Genomic DNA, 16556 nt, shown 5'->3' with positions numbered 1-16556 from the left:
CCATGTACAAGGTTTATGGCGATTACAAGTCGGGCAACTGCTACAAGATCAAATTGATGCTCAACCTGCTGGGTATCCCGTACCAGTGGGTGGATGTCGACATTCTCAACGGCGGCACCGAAACTCCCGAGTTCCTGGCCAAGAACCCCAATGGCAAAATCCCGGTGCTGGAACTGGAAGACGGCACGTGCCTGTGGGAGTCAAACGCGATTCTCAACTTCCTGGCCGATGGCAGCGAATTCCTGCCCACCGAGCCGCGTTTGCGCACGCAAGTGTTGCAGTGGCAGTTCTTCGAGCAATACAGCCACGAGCCGTATATCGCGGTCGCGCGGTTTATTCAGTTTTACCTGAACATGCCCGAGGATCGCCTTGAGGAATACAAGACCACCCACAAGGGCGGTTACAAGGCATTGAGGGTGATGGAGCGCCAGTTGCAGACCACGCCGTACCTGGTGGGCGAGCGGTATTCGATTGCCGACATCGCGCTGTATGCCTACACCCATGTGGCCCACGAAGGTGGTTTTGATTTAGCGCCGTACCCGGCCGTGCAAGCCTGGTTGCAGCGCGTGGCGAGCCATCCCAAGCATGTGGCCATGCTCGACTGATCACCGCGGTCAAAAAATGGGGAGGGGGCTTGCCCCCTTCCACATTCAGATCGCGGCGAAGCGCTTGTCCAGGTAATCGATGATGACCTTGGAGTCGTACATCCACGTGGTCTGGCCATTCTCTTCGATACGCAGGCACGGCACCTTGATCTTGCCACCTTGCTCCAGCAGGGTCTGGCGGTCCTGCTCGTTGTTCTTCGCGTCCTTCAACGCCACCGGCACATTCAGACGGTGCAGGGTGCGACGGGTTTTCACGCAGAACGGGCAGGCGTGGAATTGATACAGGGTCAACGCCTTGGCCGCCTCGTTCACCTTGGCCTGTTGCTCGGCAGGGCGCTGCTTTTTACGTGGGCGGGTCAGGAAGTCGCCCGCGATGATGACGTGGCCGAGGCCCACTCGAAGTGCTTTGACGAACATGGCTGATACCTCTTGCCCATAACTGAGGGGGCGCAGCTTACCTGATTTCTGCGGGCGAAAAAAAACCGGCGATGAACGCCGGTTTTTTCCTGCTCAGCCGGTTACTTGATCAGGCTGAGAAATTCGCTGCGGGTGGCCGCGTTTTCGCGGAACTCACCGAGCATCACCGAAGTGATCATCGACGAATTCTGTTTCTCCACACCGCGCATCATCATGCACATGTGCTTGGCCTCGATCACTACGGCCACGCCCAGGGCGCCGGTCACTTGCATCACGGCATCGGCGATCTGGCGGCTGAGGTTTTCCTGGATCTGCAGGCGGCGCGCATACATGTCGACAATCCGCGCGACCTTCGACAGGCCCAGCACTTTGCCGCTCGGGATATACGCGACGTGGGCCTTGCCGATAAACGGCAGCAGGTGGTGTTCGCACAGCGAGTACAACTCGATGTCCTTGACCAGCACCATTTCGCTGTTGTCGGAGCTGAACAAGGCACCGTTGGTGACTTCTTCGAGTGTCTGCTCATAGCCGCGGCAGAGGTACTGCATCGCCTTGGCGGCACGCTTTGGCGTGTCGAGCAGGCCCTCGCGGGAGACGTCCTCGCCGAGTTGGCCGAGGATCGCCGTATAATTCTGTTCCAGGGACATGAAACTACCTGTGGGATTTTCGCAAAGCGCAAGGTTACGGTGGCGGACACATCGCTGCAAGCCTGACGATGGCCTTGTTACTCGTCGCGCCCTTCCATCATGGTGCGCTTGAGCATCACATACACCGCCCCCGCGCCGCCGTGGCGGGCCTGGCAGGAGGTAAAACCGAGCACCTGGGCATGCTGGCGCAGCCAGGTGTTGACGTGACTTTTGATCATCGGCCGCTTGCCGTCCAGCCGCACGGCCTTGCCGTGGGTGACGCGCACGCAGCGGATTTCGAATTTGGTCGCTTCGGCGAGAAAGGCCCACAGGGTTTCCCGGGCTTTCTCCACGGTCATGCCGTGCAGGTCGAGGCTGCCTTCGAAGGGGATCTGGCCGACCTTGAGCTTGCGCATCTGGCTTTCCTGCACGCCATCCCGGGCCCACATCAGTTCATCTTCGGGGCCTACGTCGATGACGAACTGGTCCGACAGGCCATCCACCGTGGTGGCGTCGGTGCGCACGGTCGCGGCCTGGCGCAGTTTGGCGATTTGCGCCCGGTCAGCCTTGGGTTTGCCGGTGTCGGCGCGGTCGTGCTTGATCGGCTTGACGCCGCGCAGCTCGTTTTTGAACAGGGAAAAATCGTCGTCTTGCATGTCGGCCTCCGCGAAGGGCGGGCAGTTTACCTAATTCGCGGCAGCCGGGCGCAGGAAACGCTATCCAAGCGCCATCAGTCGTGTTTTTTCATCAGGTGCGCAGCGATATTCAGTGACAACGGCTGACGCATTTTGCGACGGCTACGACGCCACAACCACACGCCCAACCACAACACCAGCAGGCCGATGCCCAGCAGAAGAGCAGAGCCACCGGGGCTGGCATTCAGTTCGCCAAGGGCCGGCGAATGGCCAAACAAACCGGCGCCACCAGCACCGGCCAACAATAAACCAACCATCGCCAGCAGCGCGGCAATGCACGCCACCAGGCGCAGACGCCAGTTGCTCGGGCCCTTGGGGCGCAAGCGACGAGCGTCAAAACCATCGGATATCTTCATTCCGACCTTTCCTCCAGGGTATCGGCCCTTCGACCGGAAGATACACAGGTTGTTCCTGTACCCGAGGTAAATGCGCCAAATGAGAGGGCTTAGCGGATGAGCGGGGCAATAAACAGTGCCGCGCCGCTCATCAGAACGGCGATCAGATCAGATCTTTGGTCAGCGCAAGGGTGGCGAAGTTGTCAGCCATGATGGCCATTTCTGTCTGCTGTACATGGTCGGCACTAAGGACGCCGCCCTTGTAAGGCAGATCGCGTGTGGCGCAGGCGTCTTCCACGAGGGTGCAGCGAAAGCCCAGGTTCTTGGCGGCGCGCACCGTGGTGCTGACGCTGGAATGGCTCATGAAGCCGCAGACGATCAGGTCCAGGGAGCCGAGGTCTTGCAGGTGTTTTTCCAGGCCGGTGCCGTGGAAGGCGCTGGGCAGCAGCTTGCCGATAATGGTTTCGTCACCTGCAGGCTCAAGGCCGGGAATGAACTCACCGCGTTCGCCCTGCGGGTCGAACAGGCCACCGACGGTACCCAGGTGGCGCACATGCACGATCGGACGGCCAGCGTTGCGGGCCGCATCAACCAACTGCTTGATATGGTCAACCGCCGCGTCCATGCCCGAGAGGGCGAGAGGACCGCTTAGGTATTCCTTCTGGGCGTCGATGATCACGAGGGTCGCATGATTCAGGTTGGCTGCTGCGTAACCGCGACCGCTGAGTTGAAACATCGTCTTTGGAACGGACATTCTGGGGCTCCTGTGAGGGGGGCTTTTGCGTCATTGTCCACTGGCTGAGCGGTTCTGTGAATCGCTACTATCGTAAGGTACGCCGTTGCTGGCGTGCAGCTCTGTCAAGAGGGCCGCGTATTTAACCGAATGATGGCGATTTGGACAAAATCCGACGTGCGGTGCCAGGTTTTCGTGGATCGTCGGTGCAGGTGAAGGCTGTTAGAATCGCCAGTCGTTTTTTCCAGGAGTCTGCCCCCGTGATCACTTCCCGCCTGCGCACCTTGCGCGACCACATCCGTTGGGCTGTCAGCCGTTTCCATGGGGAAGACCTGTTTTTCGGCCATGGCACCGACAATGCATGGGACGAAGCCCGGCAATTGGTGCTCGGCGCCGTGAACCTGCCATGGGAAATTGCTGATAGCTACCTGGACTGCAACCTGGAAGAAGAGGAAATCTCCCATGTGCAGCGCCTGCTTCACCGCCGTATCCATGAGCGTGTACCGACCGCCTACCTGTTGGGCGAGGCGTGGTTCTGCGGCATGTCGTTTATCGTCGACGAGCGTGTGTTGATCCCGCGCTCCCCCATTGGCGAACTGATCGAAAACCGCTTCGAACCGTGGCTGGCCCAACCCCCGGCGCGCATTCTCGACCTGTGCACCGGTTCCGGTTGCATCGGCATTGCCTGTGCCTACGAGTTCCAGGACGCCGAAGTGGTGCTGGGCGATTTGTCCTTCGAAGCATTGGAAGTGGCCAACCAGAACATCGAGCGCCATGGCGCCGACGAGCGCGTCTACACCGTGCAGGGTGATGGCTTCGACGGCCTGCCGGGCCAGCGTTTCGACCTGATCGTGTCAAATCCTCCGTATGTGGACGCCGAAGACTTCGCCGACATGCCGGACGAATACCAGCACGAACCGGAACTGGGCCTTGCCTGTGGCGACGACGGCTTGAACCTGGTGCGCCGGATGCTCGCCGAAGCGGCGGATCACCTGACCGAAAAGGGTTTGCTGATCGTTGAAGTGGGCAATAGCCAGGTTCACGTCGAGGCGCTGTACCCGGAAGTGGACTTTGCCTGGCTGGAATTCCAGCGCGGTGGGCATGGTGTATTCATGCTCACGGCCGAGCAGTGCCGAGAACATCAGGCAGTCTTCGCCGCCAGGATCTGACTGAAGAAACACGGTGAGTGTGGGAGGGGCTTGCCCCCTCCCACATTTTTATTGCATTACAACCCATCAGCGGTGCGTGGCAATCCAGATCAACAACCCCGCCTGAAACACGGTAAACGCCACCAGACACGTGATGGTAAAGCGCAAGCCGCTGTCCTCCCGCTTGAATTTGGTGACCTTTTCCTCTTCCTTGCGCAGCTTCACTTCCTGCTCCAACAGGTTTTGATCGGCCTGTTGCAGCATCTGTGCGGCTTCGAGGATCTCGACGAACTGCACCTTCTCAGTGTTCCAACTGTCCAGCACATCGCTGACCTTGCCCGGCTGTACGTTGCCTTTGAGGTGCTGCACGTCGGCGTAGGCCACATCAAAGCCCTGCACGCGCAGGAAGTGATCGCGGCGCAGGCGCGTGGCTTCGTTGAGCGCGTCCTTGTTGGCCAGGTCGACGCCGTCAACGCGGTAGTGTGACCACTTCTTTTTCGCCCAGGCCGCGCCTTGAGCCACCAGGAAACGGCCGATGCCCCGGTTGGCCGGCTCGATTTCCAGGCTGTTGCCCGGACCGAAATGCACGCGATGGGTGTCGTGGTCGACCCAGATATCCAGATGGTTTTGCTCGCGCCGTACACGCTGGCCGGGCAATTGAATGACCATGCGCAACAGACTGTGGTGTTTGTCATTGCGCTCGGCATAGCCGAACTGCACAAACCGCAACGGCCGCACGCCGGTGGCGCGATCTATGGCCAGGGGCGCCAGGCGCAGCATCTTGAAGTGTTCGGCCTGGACATCCGCCCACGGCAACGACGCCGCGTCGACGGCCTCGGTATTTTCAGCCGGGGTGTCGGCGGTCTGTTCGGGTGTTTCTTCAGTGGTTGTCATGCGGCGCGATCCTGTCCATGCCCAGCGAGCCGACAGTCTTTTTTGCTGTCGACACTGGGCTTATCGGCCGGTTTTCCCAGGACTGGAGGCAAATTGTCGCTTAACGGGGTTGAAGTCCGTCGATAAAGCGCACCACGCGGTTGCCCAGCTCCGCGGCGAGGGGTAATTGCGGGTCATTGTAGGAGGCCAGTTGCTGCTTCACGTTGTTGGGCACGATGCGCATGACGTGGTTCATACCTTCGATCACGGTCAACTCGGCATCGGGCTTGGCCCTCTTCAGTTGCTGGGCGTCGCCGACACCGACTTGAATATCGTTGGTGCCCTGGACGATCAAGGCGGGCATGCGCAGTTTGGCAAAGGCTGCCGACGGATCCGCGCGAAACAGACTGATCAGATAAGGCTGCACACTGGGTCGGAAAATAGCCTCCAGCGGGCCAGGTACATCGGCATCCACTTGGCCGGCCTTGAGGTGATCGAGGATTTCATTGCTGCGCAGCAGCAGGGCAGGGGGCAGGTGATCGGCCAGTTGCTGGCGGATCACCTGGTCCACCGGGCGGGCGCTGCCGGACAGGGAAATCACGCCCGCCGGGTCGAGTTGCGGGGCGGCGAGGGCGGCGACCAGCGCACCTTCGCTGTGGCCCAGTACAATCAGCGGGCCCAGGCGTTTGTCGGCCTTGAGCATGTTGCCCCATGCCACCGCGTCGGCCACATAGGCGTCGAGGGTCAGGTTGCGTTCGTCCGGTGTAGCGGCGAGGCTCGCGGCCACACCGCGCTTGTCGTAGCGCACGCTGGCGATGTTGTGCCGGGCCAGCACCCACGCCAGGCGCTTGAGGCTGTCGTTGCGCGCGCCGTCGGCACTGTTGCCGTTGCGGTCGGTGGGGCCGGAGCCCGCGATGATCAGCACCACGGGCACAGGTTTGTCGGACTGGGGCAGCAGCAGCGAACCAAACAGTTCGCCGCTGCCGGTGTCCAGGCTGATGGGCCGTTGCAGTACGACGGGGGACGCGGCATGAGCCAGGGCGGTGAACAGGGTGAGGGTGAACAGCAAAGCTCGCAGCATTATCGTGCCATTATCCGGGGAGTGCCGGTTGGACCCGTGTCGACCGGTAAGGTTTCGAGGATGAACTAGTCGGTTAGCCTGCGTATACTGGCCGCCTTAAGTTATTACGGTTGACTTGATTCAACTGATTTCACGGAGCGCCCTGCATGTCCGGCAATACCTTCGGCAAGCTGTTCACTGTCACCACCGCGGGCGAAAGCCATGGCCCGGCGTTGGTCGCCATTGTCGACGGCTGCCCGCCCGGCCTGGAACTGTCCCTGGAGGACCTGCAGCGCGACCTCGACCGCCGCAAGCCTGGCACCAGCCGCCACACCACCCAACGCCAGGAACCCGACGAAGTCGAGATCCTCTCCGGTGTCTTCGAAGGTCGCACCACCGGTTGCGCCATCGGCCTGCTGATCCGCAACACCGACCAGAAGTCCAAGGACTACTCGGCGATCAAGGACCTGTTCCGCCCGGCCCACGCCGACTACACCTATCACCATAAATACGGCGAGCGCGACTACCGTGGCGGTGGCCGCAGTTCGGCGCGCGAAACCGCCATGCGTGTGGCCGCCGGTGCCATCGCCAAGAAGTACCTGGCCACCCAGGGCATCGTGGTCCGTGGCTACATGAGCCAGTTGGGCCCGATTGAAATCCCGTTCAAGACCTGGGACAGCGTAGATGACAACGCTTTCTTCAGTCCTGACCCGGACAAAGTGCCTGAGCTGGAGGCCTACATGGACCAGTTGCGCCGTGACCAGGATTCCGTCGGAGCCAAGATCACCGTGGTCGCCGAGGGCGTCAAGCCGGGCCTGGGCGAGCCGATCTTCGACCGCCTGGACGCCGAACTGGCTCATGCGCTGATGAGCATCAACGCCGTCAAAGGCGTGGAAATCGGCGCAGGCTTCGCGTGCGTATCCCAGCGCGGCACCGAGCACCGTGACGAGATGACCCCACAAGGCTTCCTCAGCAATAACGCCGGCGGCATCCTTGGCGGCATTTCCTCCGGTCAGCCCATCGTTGCGCATCTGGCGCTCAAGGCCACGTCGAGCATCACTACCCCAGGCCGCTCGATTGATGTCAACGGCAACTCGGTGGACGTGATTACCAAGGGCCGCCACGATCCGTGCGTCGGCATCCGTGCCACGCCAATTGCCGAGGCAATGATGGCCATCGTGTTGATGGACCACTTGCTGCGCAACCGCGGGCAAAATGCTGATGTACAGGTGGACACCCCGGTACTGGGCCAACTGTGACGATGTGTGGCGGGCGAGCTTGTTGTGGTGAGCGAGCTTGCTCGCGCCGGGCTGCGAAGCAGCCCCCTGCATGACTCCTCTTCCATACTGGCGCCTCTCCAGCTTCTACCTGTTCTACTTCGCCCTGCTGGGGGCGACGGCACCTTTCCTGGCGTTGTACTTCGATCACTTGGGCTTCTCCAGCGCGCGCATCGGCGAGCTGGTGGCCATCCCCATGCTGATGCGCTGCGTGGCCCCCAACCTGTGGGGCTGGCTGGGCGACTATACCGGTCGCCGCCTGGCCATCGTGCGCTTTGGCGCAGTGTGCACCCTGATCAGCTTTTCGCTGATTTTCGTCAGCAAGACTTACGCCTGGCTGGCTCTGGTGATGGCCCTGCACGCGTTTTTCTGGCACGCGGTGCTGCCACAGTTTGAAGTGATCACCCTGGCGCACCTGCAAAAACAGACGTCGCGCTATAGCCAGGTTCGGTTGTGGGGCTCCATCGGGTTTATCCTCACCGTGGTGATCATGGGCCGGCTATTCGACTGGCTGAGCCTGGATATCTACCCGGTGGTGGTCGTGGTGATCATGGCCGGGATCATCGGCGCCAGCCTGTGGGTGCCGAATGCGCTGCCTGCCACCCAGGGCAATCGCCTGGCCGGTGATGGTTTCCTCAAGCAGTTGCGCAGCCCCGGCGTACTGGCGTTTTACGCGTGCGTCGCGTTGATGCAGATGAGCCATGGGCCGTATTACACCTTTCTCACCTTGCACCTGGAGCACTTGGGTTACAGCCGTGGCGTGATCGGCATGCTGTGGGCCCTCGGGGTGGTGGCAGAAGTGCTGATGTTCCTGGCCATGAGCCGCATCCTCACGCGCTTCTCGGTACGCCGCGTGCTGCTCGCCAGTTTCCTGTTGGCGGCGCTGCGCTGGTTGCTGTTGGGCTCGTTTGCCGAATTCCTCTGGGTACTGCTGCTGGCACAGGTGATGCACGCCGCCACCTTCGGCAGCTTCCACGCGGCGGCGATTGCCTTTGTGCAACGCAGTTTTGGCGACAAGCAACAAGGCCAGGGCCAGGCGTTGTACGCCGCTTTGGCGGGCACCGGCGGTGCGCTGGGCGCGCTGTACTCCGGCTATAGCTGGAACCTGCTGGGGCCGACCTTCACCTTTAGTATTGCCAGCGTCGCCGCCCTGGCTGCGGCCGTTATCATTGGCCTTCTATTGCACGAGCAGAACCAAGGAACCCTTCAATGAGTTATGTCGCTGTCTACCACGTTGCTACGCCGGACACCCCGAACAAGGTCCTGACCCACACGGACGACATCGCCGCGACGCTGGCCGAGCACGGCGTGCGGTTCGAGCGCTGGCAGCCCGCCCTGATCGAGAAGGGCGCCAGCGAGGCGCAACTGATTGCGGCCTATAAGCTGCAGATCGATGCGCTGGGCTACGGTGCGGTGGCGGTGTTCAGTGTCACGAGCGACCATCCGCAGAAGGACGAATTGCGTGCCCGGTTCCTCCATGAGCGCCGTTACAGTGAAGATGAAGTACGTTTTTTCATCGCCGGCCAAGGCCTGTTCACCCTGCACATCGGCGACTATGTCTACGCCGTGCGCTGTGAGAAAAACGACCTGCTGGTGATCCCGGCCGGCATGGCGCACTGGTTTGATATGGGCGAGAACCCCCACTTGGTCACACTGCACTTGTTTAACTGCGCGCAAGGGGCGGTGCCGGCATTCACCGGCGACGATATTGCCAGCCGTTTCCCTGGTTTGGACGATTGAAACCAGGCAACTGGAATCTTCAACCCCGGCAAGTTGGAAGTTGTTGTGGGAAGAAGCTTAGTTGCTTGTAGGGTTTGGCTGTTTATCGCGACCCATGCGCACTGTAACCGTTCGTTATGTAACTCTTTGCGGCACCAGCTGTATCACCTGTCAATAGGAGGAATCCGAGAGGTGATTGGGCATCAGCCAATAAATAGGAGAGATGTAATGAATGGCCCAGAGGAGCCGTCTCAGTCGTCGTATTTCGTGCCCAATGCCGTCAGGAGACGCCTGAGTTTGTCCGGCAAGCCGCTGACCCCTGCGGAACTGGAGATCTTGCGCTGGGCCTCGGAGGGCAAGACCGTCTGGGAAATCAGTCAGATTCGTGCCACTTCCGAAGCCACGGTCAAATTTCACTTGCGCAACATCTACGGCAAATTGGAAGTCAACAACCGTGTGCAGGCGATGAACGAGGCGACTCGCCAAGGCCTGTGCTGACTTCAACGAAAAAGGGCCGCGACGCTCAACGGCGTCGCGGCCTTTTTTATAGTGCAGTGCTTAAGCCGAATGGTAGGTCGGCAGTGCAAAGCGGTTCTGGCTTTGCAGCATCGAAATCTGTGGCAGGTCACTGGCTTGTTCGGCCAGGTCGCGGCGGATGGCGCTGATCACCCAGGTGAGTTGATCGGCAGTGTGCAACTGCTGGTAGGAAATCGAGCGCTTGACCTGTTTGCCTTCACTGTTGCGCAGGGTCAACAGGATACCGCCGTCGGGACGTGGCTGGGTGGTCACGTCGTAGTTGGAGAATACTGAAGCGAATTTATCTTGGATCAGGCTCATGTCTATCAGCTCCGTTGGCTCAAGTTGGCAAGCATGGAGTGATAGGTGCAGTGATTGTGCCAGCTTCTGATTTATTAAAATATCGTTATAAATCAGTAGGTTATAAAAATATAAAATTTTCGGTTTCGTGCAATTTGCATGAATGGCCATCATGCATCCTGCATTTTGCGCTACTCGGGACGGTCGAATCGGCGCCCCGTTATTTATGAAGACTGCCTTTGCGCCGCTAAATTCCGTTATTCCGCTGTCGTCGGTCGGGATACAAAACTTTTCAAATCCCGCGTGTACAGTCGAAGAAGGGCTGACGTATTTTCCTGCAATGCATTCGGCCTCCCTCTTACCGAGGTATGGATGCGTTGGGATCATACGAACAATAAGAAAAAGGATGTTCCGCCATGAGCCACCCGCACAACGACATGATCACCTGGGGCAAGTTGCTGCGTAAGGTGCCCTCCATTGTTCGTGCCCTGCCACGCGTCGTGCGTGGCATGCGTGCCGCCAATGTCACCGACCCCGCGCAGCCTTGCGGGTTGGGGTGGCACTTTGAGCAAGCTACCCTGCGCAATCCCGATGGCAATGCGTTGCTGTACGGCGACCGGGCGCTCAGCTATACCGAAGCCAACCAGCGTGCCAATCGTATCGCCCATCACCTGCATGCCCAGGGCATTGGCAAAGGCGACGTAGTGGCGTTGTTTGTCGAAAATCGCCCCGAATTACTCTTGAACGTGCTGGCCGTGGCCAAGCTGGGGGGCGTCTGCGCGATGCTCAATACTGCGCAAACCCAAGCGGCCCTGGTGCACAGCCTGAACCTGGTGAGCCCGGTAGCCATTATTGTCGGGGCGGAACTGGTGGCGTCCTATCAAGAGGTGCGTGATCAGGTCGCGATCACGGCTGATCGAACCTGGTTCGTCGCCGACCAGCCGTCCAGCGAGGTGCCGGACGGTTACATCGACCTGATGGCGGCCAGTGCCGGGTGCTCGGTGCAGAACCCGGCCAGCACCGCGCAGATCTTCTTCAATGACCCGTGCTTTTATATCTACACGTCCGGCACCACCGGCCTGCCCAAGGCCGGGATCATGAAACATGGTCGCTGGACCAAGACTGCCGTCAGCTTCGGCAGCATCGCCCTGGACATGGGCCCGGATGACGTCCTCTATTGCACCTTGCCGCTGTACCACGCCACCGGATTATGTGTGTGCTGGGGCTCTGCGATTGTCGGCGCGTCGGGCTTTGCCATCCGCCGCAAGTTCAGCGCCAGCCAGTTCTGGGATGACGCGCGTAAGTTCAAGGCAACCACCCTCGGTTACGTCGGCGAGTTGTGCCGTTACCTGCTTGACCAGCCGCCCGGCGAGAACGACCGTGACAATCGCGTCACCAAGATGGTCGGCAACGGCCTGCGCCCTGGCGTGTGGGCGCAGTTCAAGACGCGCTACGGCGTCGAGCATATCTGCGAGTTGTACGCGGCCAGCGACGGCAATATCGGCTTTACCAACGTCTTGAATTTCGACAACACCATTGGCTTTTGCCTGCAGCATTGGGCCCTCGTCGACTACGACCACGAAGGCGGCGAGCCGCTGCGTGGCAGCGATGGCTTCATGCATAAAGTGCCCACGGGCGGGCAGGGCCTGTTGTTGGCACGAATCGATGAAAAATCCCCCTTCGACGGCTACACCGACCCGGAAAAGAACCGCAAGGTCGTGCTCACCGACGTGTTTGAAAAGGGCGACCGCTACTTCAATACCGGCGACTTGTTGCGCAGCATTGGCTTCGGCCATGCGCAATTTGTCGATCGCCTGGGGGACACCTACCGCTGGAAAGGTGAAAACGTCTCCACCACCGAAGTCGAGAACGTCCTGCTGCAACACCCGCAGATCGCCGAAGTGGTGGCTTATGGCGTCGAGATCGAAAACACCAACGGCCGTGCGGGCATGGTCGCCATCACCCCGAGCGAATCCCTGGCCGCGCTGGATATGCGCGAACTGCTGCAGTTCGCCCACGGCCAATTGCCGGCCTATGCGGTGCCGCTGTTCCTGCGGATCAAGGTCAAGATGGAAACCACCGGCACCTTCAAGTACCAGAAGGTCAAGCTCAAGGAGGAGGCCTTTGATCCAGGCAAGTCGGGCAATGACCCGGTGTATGCCTGGCTGCCGGGTTCGGACTGCTACGTGCCGGTCACCGGGCAATTGCTGGCGCAGATCCAGGGCGGTCAATTCCGCTATTGATTGTGCCTATCGGGGCTTTTGACAAAAAAACCATGACAGGTGGGAACTCCCTCGCGACACTTGGCGCCCTATAAGCACCAGATAAGGAGCCCCACATGTCCGACCAGCCGAAACAAATGACCGAAGATGAAGCCGCTGAATTTGCCGAGCAAGTCTTCGACGTTGCCCGCCGCGGTGACGCGGCCATGCTTGCCGCGCTGCTGGCCAAAGGCTTGCCGGCCAATTTGCGCAATCACAATGGCGACACCCTGCTGATGCTCTCGGCCTACCACGGCCACGCCGAGGCGGTAAAAGTCCTGCTGGAGTTCAAGGCCGACCCGCTGATCGCCAATGACAAGAACCAACTGCCGATTGCCGGTGCCGCCTTCAAAGGCAACCTGCCGGTGGTCAAGGCGCTGATCGAAGGCGGTACGCCGGTAGACGCCGCGTCCTCTGATGGCCGCACCGCGCTGATGATGGCGGCCATGTTCAACCGCGTCGACATGGTTGACTACCTGCTGGGCCAGGGCGCCAACCCCAAGGCCACGGATGCCCAAGGCGCAACCGCGTTGGCAGCCGCCCAGACCATGGGCGCAGTGGATACGGCGGCGCAGTTGCAGAAACTGGTGTAGGCTTTGCGCCCTCAAAAACCAGCCCGCTACAGGATCGCCCCATGAAAACCAGCCTCGTCGAACTCATCAGCAAAATCAGCGCCGGGGTCATGGGCGACGACGAGGTCGCGACGATCGCCGATGAGGCTGCCCAAGCCTACGCGGATCCTGCTGCATTTCTGGCCGCCAACCCGGACATCAACTACGACGACAGCTTCCCGATTCCGTTGGGGGAGTGGGTGGTGGTGGGCAGCCTGCCGGAGACCGTGCTGTTCCAGGCCGACACGTACGGTGAGCTGTTTGCGCAGATCGTCGCCTCGTTCGGCCCGGGCGTTGCGTTCAACCTCAAGCCCAAGCAATTGGCCAAGACCGAAAGCCTCACTGCCCTGAACCGCATTCAGATCCAGATGAGTGCCCTGAGCCCGGAAGATGGCGGCTATGTGCTGCTTGATTTCAGCCAGCCGCTGGATGATGAGATCCAGGCTGTATTGGTGTTCGGCAACGACCTGCCACGGGTGCTGGAGCTGTGTGCCGAAGTCGGCATCAAGGCCGAGCCATCCCTGGAAGCGCTGAAGGTGGCAATCCACGTCTGAAATAAAACGGAACCCCGGCCAGGGCTGACTATCCTACAAGGGCATGCCCTCACTTAGGAGCGACACCATGGGTTCCACTTTTAATGGCTTGATTGGGTTGATCATCCTCGCGCTGGATATCTGGGCGATCATCAACGTGTTCAAAAGCGGCGCAAGCACGGGCGCCAAGGTGTTGTGGATCCTGTTGATCTTGCTGCTGCCGGTACTGGGCCTGATTATCTGGGCGATTGCCGGGCCACGGGGCAACGTGCGGATCTGATCGCCTCACTCTACCCGGAGTAGGCACTACCCAGTGTGGGAGGGGGCTTGCCCTAATGCCGGTCAGTTAAGAGATAGAAGGGCAAAAAGTAACCTGTGGCGAGGGAGCTTGCTCCCGTTGGACTGCGCAGCAGTCCCATTTTTGGGGCCGCTTCGCGGCCCAGCGGGAGCAAGCTCCCTCGCCACAGGTACGGTGTTCGTCCTTACTGACTGGCATTAGGGCAAGCCCCCTCCCACATTTGGTTTCAGGGTGCCTCTAGATTTGTGTATCGAAATATTCGCTGCACACAATTTTCACAACTCATCCAAGACAATTCCCCGGCTTTTTCTGCCTGCCATTAAAGGCGCTGCAGCGGCGCACGTTCAGTAATTAATAGCCTTGCTGTGACTGATCGGGCACCATTCGCGCCACTGCGATATTTCGTCACTTAAACTTCCAATGGGTCCTGAAACGACATGGCAAACCCGGACGCCCTGAGTCAGCAGCGAGCTTCTAATCGCCTGCTGCAACCGACCGTCAAATCCCATCTGGCGTACACGCTGCTCTGCGCACTGGTCATGATGGTGATGTTCTCCCTGCTGCGCCTGGCGCTGCTGGTCTACAACCGCGAGATGATCCTCGACACACCGGCTTCGACTTTCCTGGAAGCGTTCGCCAACGGTCTGCGTCTTGACCTGCGCCTGGTGGTGTACCTGCTGATCCCGCTGCTGCTGGCACTGTTCAGCGTACGGGCCATGGCAGCGCGGGGCTTCTTCCGTTTCTGGTTGACCATCGCGTCCAGCATCGCCCTGTTCCTGGGCTTGATGGAGATGGACTTCTACCGCGAGTTCCACCAGCGCCTCAACGGCCTAGTCTTCCAGTACGTGAAGGAAGACCCGAAAACCGTGATGAGCATGCTCTGGTACGGTTTCCCGGTGGTGCGCTACCTGCTGGCCTGGGCCGTGGGTACGCTGATCCTGAGTATCGCCTTCAAAGGCGCCGACCGCGCCACGCGCCCACGCGGCCCGTTCAGCGGTGGCAGCATTGGCACGCGCCAGGTGGCGCCGTGGTACAACCGCATCGCGGTGTTCGTGGTCTGCCTGCTGATCGCCGTGGTTGCCGCTCGTGGCACCCTGCGCCAGGGCCCGCCGCTGCGTTGGGGTGACGTGTACACCACCGACTCGAACTTCGCCAACCAGTTGGGCCTCAATGGCACCTTGTCGCTGATCGCGGCGGCCAAGGCCCGGTTCGGTGAAGACCGTGCCAATATCTGGAAGGCCACCCTGGATCAGCCGCTGGCGACTCAGACCGTGCGCGACATGCTGGTACTGCCCCAAGAGAAACTGGTGGATACCGACACCGCCGCCGTGCGCCGTGACTACATGCCACCGGCCGAGAAGACCCTGCCGATCAAGAACGTCGTGGTCATCCTGATGGAAAGCTTCGCCGGTCACTCGGTGGGTGCATTGGGTCGTCCGGGCAACATCACGCCATCCTTCGACAAACTGTCCAAGGAAGGCCTGCTGTTCGACCGCTTCTTCTCCAACGGCACCCATACCCACCAGGGTATGTTCGCCACCATGGCCTGCTTCCCGAACCTGCCGGGTTTTGAATACCTGATGCAGACTCCCGAAGGCAGCCACAAGCTGTCTGGCCTGCCGCAGTTGCTCAGCGCGCGTGATTTCAACGACGTGTATGTCTACAACGGCGACTTCGCCTGGGACAACCAGTCGGGCTTCTTCAGCAACCAGGGCATGACCAACTTCATCGGCCGCAACGACTTCGTCGACCCGGTGTTCTCCGACCCGACGTGGGGCGTGTCCGACCAGGACATGTTCAACCGTGGCCTGCAGGAGTTGAAAGCCCGCGAAGGTGGCAAGCCGTTCTACGCACTGCTGCAAACCCTGTCCAACCACACGCCGTACGCGTTGCCAACCCCATTGCCGGTTGAGAAAGTCACTGACCGTGGCAGCCTCAACGAGCATTTGACGGCCATGCGCTACTCCGACTGGGCCCTGGGCCAGTTCTTTGAAAAGGCCCGCAAGGAGCCGTACTTCAAGGAAACTCTGTTTGTGATCGTGGGCGACCACGGCTTTGGCAACGAACAGCAGATCACCGAGATGGACCTGGGCCGCTTCAACGTGCCGATGCTGATGATCGCACCTGGCATGCAGGAGAAGTTCGGCGAGCGTGACCACACCGTGGGCACTCAGATCGACATTGTGCCGACCATCATGGGCCGCCTCGGTGGCGACACCCTGCACCAGTGCTGGGGCCGTGACTTGCTGAACCTGCCGGAAGGCGATAAAGGCTTCGGCGTGATCAAGCCTTCGGGCAGCGACCAGACCGTGGCCTTGGTTACCGCAGACCGCATCCTCGTGCTGCCCAAGGAGATGCCACCGAAATTGTGGCAATACGAACTGGGCGCCAACCCGACCGGTAAGGTGATTGCTGAATCGCCGGACGAGGCCGCGCTGAAGCAGAAACTTGAATCGTTCCTGCAGACGGCCACCAAAAGCCTGTTGGATAACACCGCCGGCGTAATTGACGGCAAGCCGGACTAACTAACCGGCAATAAAAAAGAGGCC

The 16556-nt window shown here is 60.3% G+C and carries 19 protein-coding genes; 11 read left to right on the top strand and 8 right to left on the bottom strand.

The window, feature by feature from the left end:
* The first annotated feature begins 2 nt into the window (after positions 1 to 2).
* A complete protein-coding gene (locus AOA60_RS22950) occupies positions 3 to 605 on the top strand; it encodes a glutathione S-transferase family protein (RefSeq protein ID WP_099586364.1) in 603 nt (200 codons plus the stop codon).
* A gap of 45 nt (positions 606 to 650) precedes the next feature.
* Here the strand turns inward: AOA60_RS22950 and AOA60_RS22945 are convergent, their stop codons facing one another.
* The 5 genes from AOA60_RS22945 to AOA60_RS22925 all read right to left on the bottom strand — a co-directional run bounded on the left by AOA60_RS22945 (position 651) and on the right by AOA60_RS22925 (position 3432).
* The gene (locus AOA60_RS22945; protein WP_099586363.1) at positions 651 to 1022 is read right to left on the bottom strand and encodes a glutathione S-transferase N-terminal domain-containing protein; all 372 of its coding nucleotides are present in this window, start codon (positions 1020 to 1022) and stop codon (positions 651 to 653) included.
* A gap of 101 nt (positions 1023 to 1123) precedes the next feature.
* Positions 1124 to 1669: a GTP cyclohydrolase I FolE gene (folE, locus tag AOA60_RS22940; RefSeq protein ID WP_003442011.1), complete on the bottom strand. Its 546-nt coding sequence runs from the start codon at positions 1667 to 1669 to the stop codon at positions 1124 to 1126.
* 77 nt (positions 1670 to 1746) lie between these two features.
* Positions 1747 to 2304, bottom strand: coding sequence for a Smr/MutS family protein (locus AOA60_RS22935; RefSeq protein ID WP_032888029.1), 558 nt, complete (start codon positions 2302 to 2304; stop codon positions 1747 to 1749).
* Between the two features lie 74 nt (positions 2305 to 2378).
* Positions 2379 to 2699, bottom strand: coding sequence for a hypothetical protein (locus AOA60_RS22930; protein WP_099586362.1), 321 nt, complete (start codon positions 2697 to 2699; stop codon positions 2379 to 2381).
* 142 nt (positions 2700 to 2841) lie between these two features.
* Complete coding sequence (locus AOA60_RS22925) at positions 2842 to 3432, bottom strand: cysteine hydrolase family protein (protein ID WP_099586361.1); 591 nt, start codon at positions 3430 to 3432, stop codon at positions 2842 to 2844.
* A gap of 239 nt (positions 3433 to 3671) precedes the next feature.
* On the opposite strand from AOA60_RS22925, the gene prmB reads away from it, so the two are divergent.
* Positions 3672 to 4580, top strand: a complete 909-nt coding sequence (gene prmB, locus AOA60_RS22920) for a 50S ribosomal protein L3 N(5)-glutamine methyltransferase (RefSeq protein WP_099586360.1) — start codon at positions 3672 to 3674, stop codon at positions 4578 to 4580.
* Positions 4581 to 4646: 66 nt separating this feature from the next.
* Here prmB and AOA60_RS22915 read toward each other — a convergent pair whose 3' ends face one another.
* Both AOA60_RS22915 and AOA60_RS22910 read right to left on the bottom strand, forming a co-directional pair.
* Positions 4647 to 5453: a hypothetical protein gene (locus AOA60_RS22915; protein ID WP_099586359.1), complete on the bottom strand. Its 807-nt coding sequence runs from the start codon at positions 5451 to 5453 to the stop codon at positions 4647 to 4649.
* Positions 5454 to 5553: 100 nt separating this feature from the next.
* Complete coding sequence (locus AOA60_RS22910) at positions 5554 to 6516, bottom strand: alpha/beta hydrolase (protein ID WP_099586358.1); 963 nt, start codon at positions 6514 to 6516, stop codon at positions 5554 to 5556.
* Positions 6517 to 6659: 143 nt separating this feature from the next.
* Here AOA60_RS22910 and aroC point away from each other — a divergent pair, with 143 nt between their 5' ends.
* From aroC to AOA60_RS22890, 4 genes are all read left to right on the top strand, one after another.
* Positions 6660 to 7751 (top strand): chorismate synthase, encoded by a 1092-nt coding sequence (gene aroC, locus AOA60_RS22905; protein ID WP_099586357.1) that lies wholly within the window; start codon positions 6660 to 6662, stop codon positions 7749 to 7751.
* A gap of 70 nt (positions 7752 to 7821) precedes the next feature.
* Positions 7822 to 8982 (top strand): MFS transporter, encoded by a 1161-nt coding sequence (locus AOA60_RS22900; RefSeq protein ID WP_099586356.1) that lies wholly within the window; start codon positions 7822 to 7824, stop codon positions 8980 to 8982.
* Positions 8979 to 9509, top strand: a complete 531-nt coding sequence (locus AOA60_RS22895; RefSeq protein WP_099586355.1) for an acireductone dioxygenase — start codon at positions 8979 to 8981, stop codon at positions 9507 to 9509. Before AOA60_RS22900 ends, AOA60_RS22895 begins: the two co-directional genes overlap by 4 nt.
* 207 nt (positions 9510 to 9716) lie before the next feature.
* Positions 9717 to 9986 (top strand): response regulator transcription factor, encoded by a 270-nt coding sequence (locus AOA60_RS22890; protein WP_099586354.1) that lies wholly within the window; start codon positions 9717 to 9719, stop codon positions 9984 to 9986.
* Between the two features lie 60 nt (positions 9987 to 10046).
* On the opposite strand, the gene AOA60_RS22885 is transcribed toward AOA60_RS22890, so the two are convergent.
* Positions 10047 to 10325 carry a DUF3509 domain-containing protein gene (locus AOA60_RS22885; RefSeq protein WP_010208870.1) on the bottom strand — a complete coding sequence of 93 codons (279 nt, stop codon included), beginning with the start codon at positions 10323 to 10325 and terminating at the stop codon, positions 10047 to 10049.
* Positions 10326 to 10720: 395 nt separating this feature from the next.
* On the opposite strand from AOA60_RS22885, the gene AOA60_RS22880 reads away from it, so the two are divergent.
* The 5 genes from AOA60_RS22880 to AOA60_RS22860 all read left to right on the top strand — a co-directional run bounded on the left by AOA60_RS22880 (position 10721) and on the right by AOA60_RS22860 (position 16532).
* The gene (locus tag AOA60_RS22880; RefSeq protein WP_099586353.1) at positions 10721 to 12547 is read left to right on the top strand and encodes a long-chain-acyl-CoA synthetase; all 1827 of its coding nucleotides are present in this window, start codon (positions 10721 to 10723) and stop codon (positions 12545 to 12547) included.
* Positions 12548 to 12642: 95 nt separating this feature from the next.
* On the top strand, positions 12643 to 13158 hold the full coding sequence (locus tag AOA60_RS22875) for an ankyrin repeat domain-containing protein (protein WP_099586352.1): 516 nt from the start codon (positions 12643 to 12645) through the stop codon (positions 13156 to 13158).
* Between the two features lie 41 nt (positions 13159 to 13199).
* On the top strand, positions 13200 to 13730 hold the full coding sequence (locus AOA60_RS22870) for a hypothetical protein (protein WP_099586351.1): 531 nt from the start codon (positions 13200 to 13202) through the stop codon (positions 13728 to 13730).
* Positions 13731 to 13797: 67 nt separating this feature from the next.
* Positions 13798 to 13989, top strand: coding sequence for a PLDc N-terminal domain-containing protein (locus tag AOA60_RS22865; protein WP_003172956.1), 192 nt, complete (start codon positions 13798 to 13800; stop codon positions 13987 to 13989).
* A gap of 455 nt (positions 13990 to 14444) precedes the next feature.
* Positions 14445 to 16532 (top strand): LTA synthase family protein, encoded by a 2088-nt coding sequence (locus AOA60_RS22860; protein ID WP_099586350.1) that lies wholly within the window; start codon positions 14445 to 14447, stop codon positions 16530 to 16532.
* Positions 16533 to 16556 lie beyond the last annotated feature (24 nt).

Source organism: Pseudomonas sp. 2822-17, assembly GCF_002742485.1.
Taxonomy (GTDB): Bacteria; Pseudomonadota; Gammaproteobacteria; order Pseudomonadales; family Pseudomonadaceae; genus Aquipseudomonas; species Aquipseudomonas cyclaminis.
Note: the sequence above shows the minus strand (reverse complement) of the source record. Positions and strands in the feature narration are given on the sequence as shown.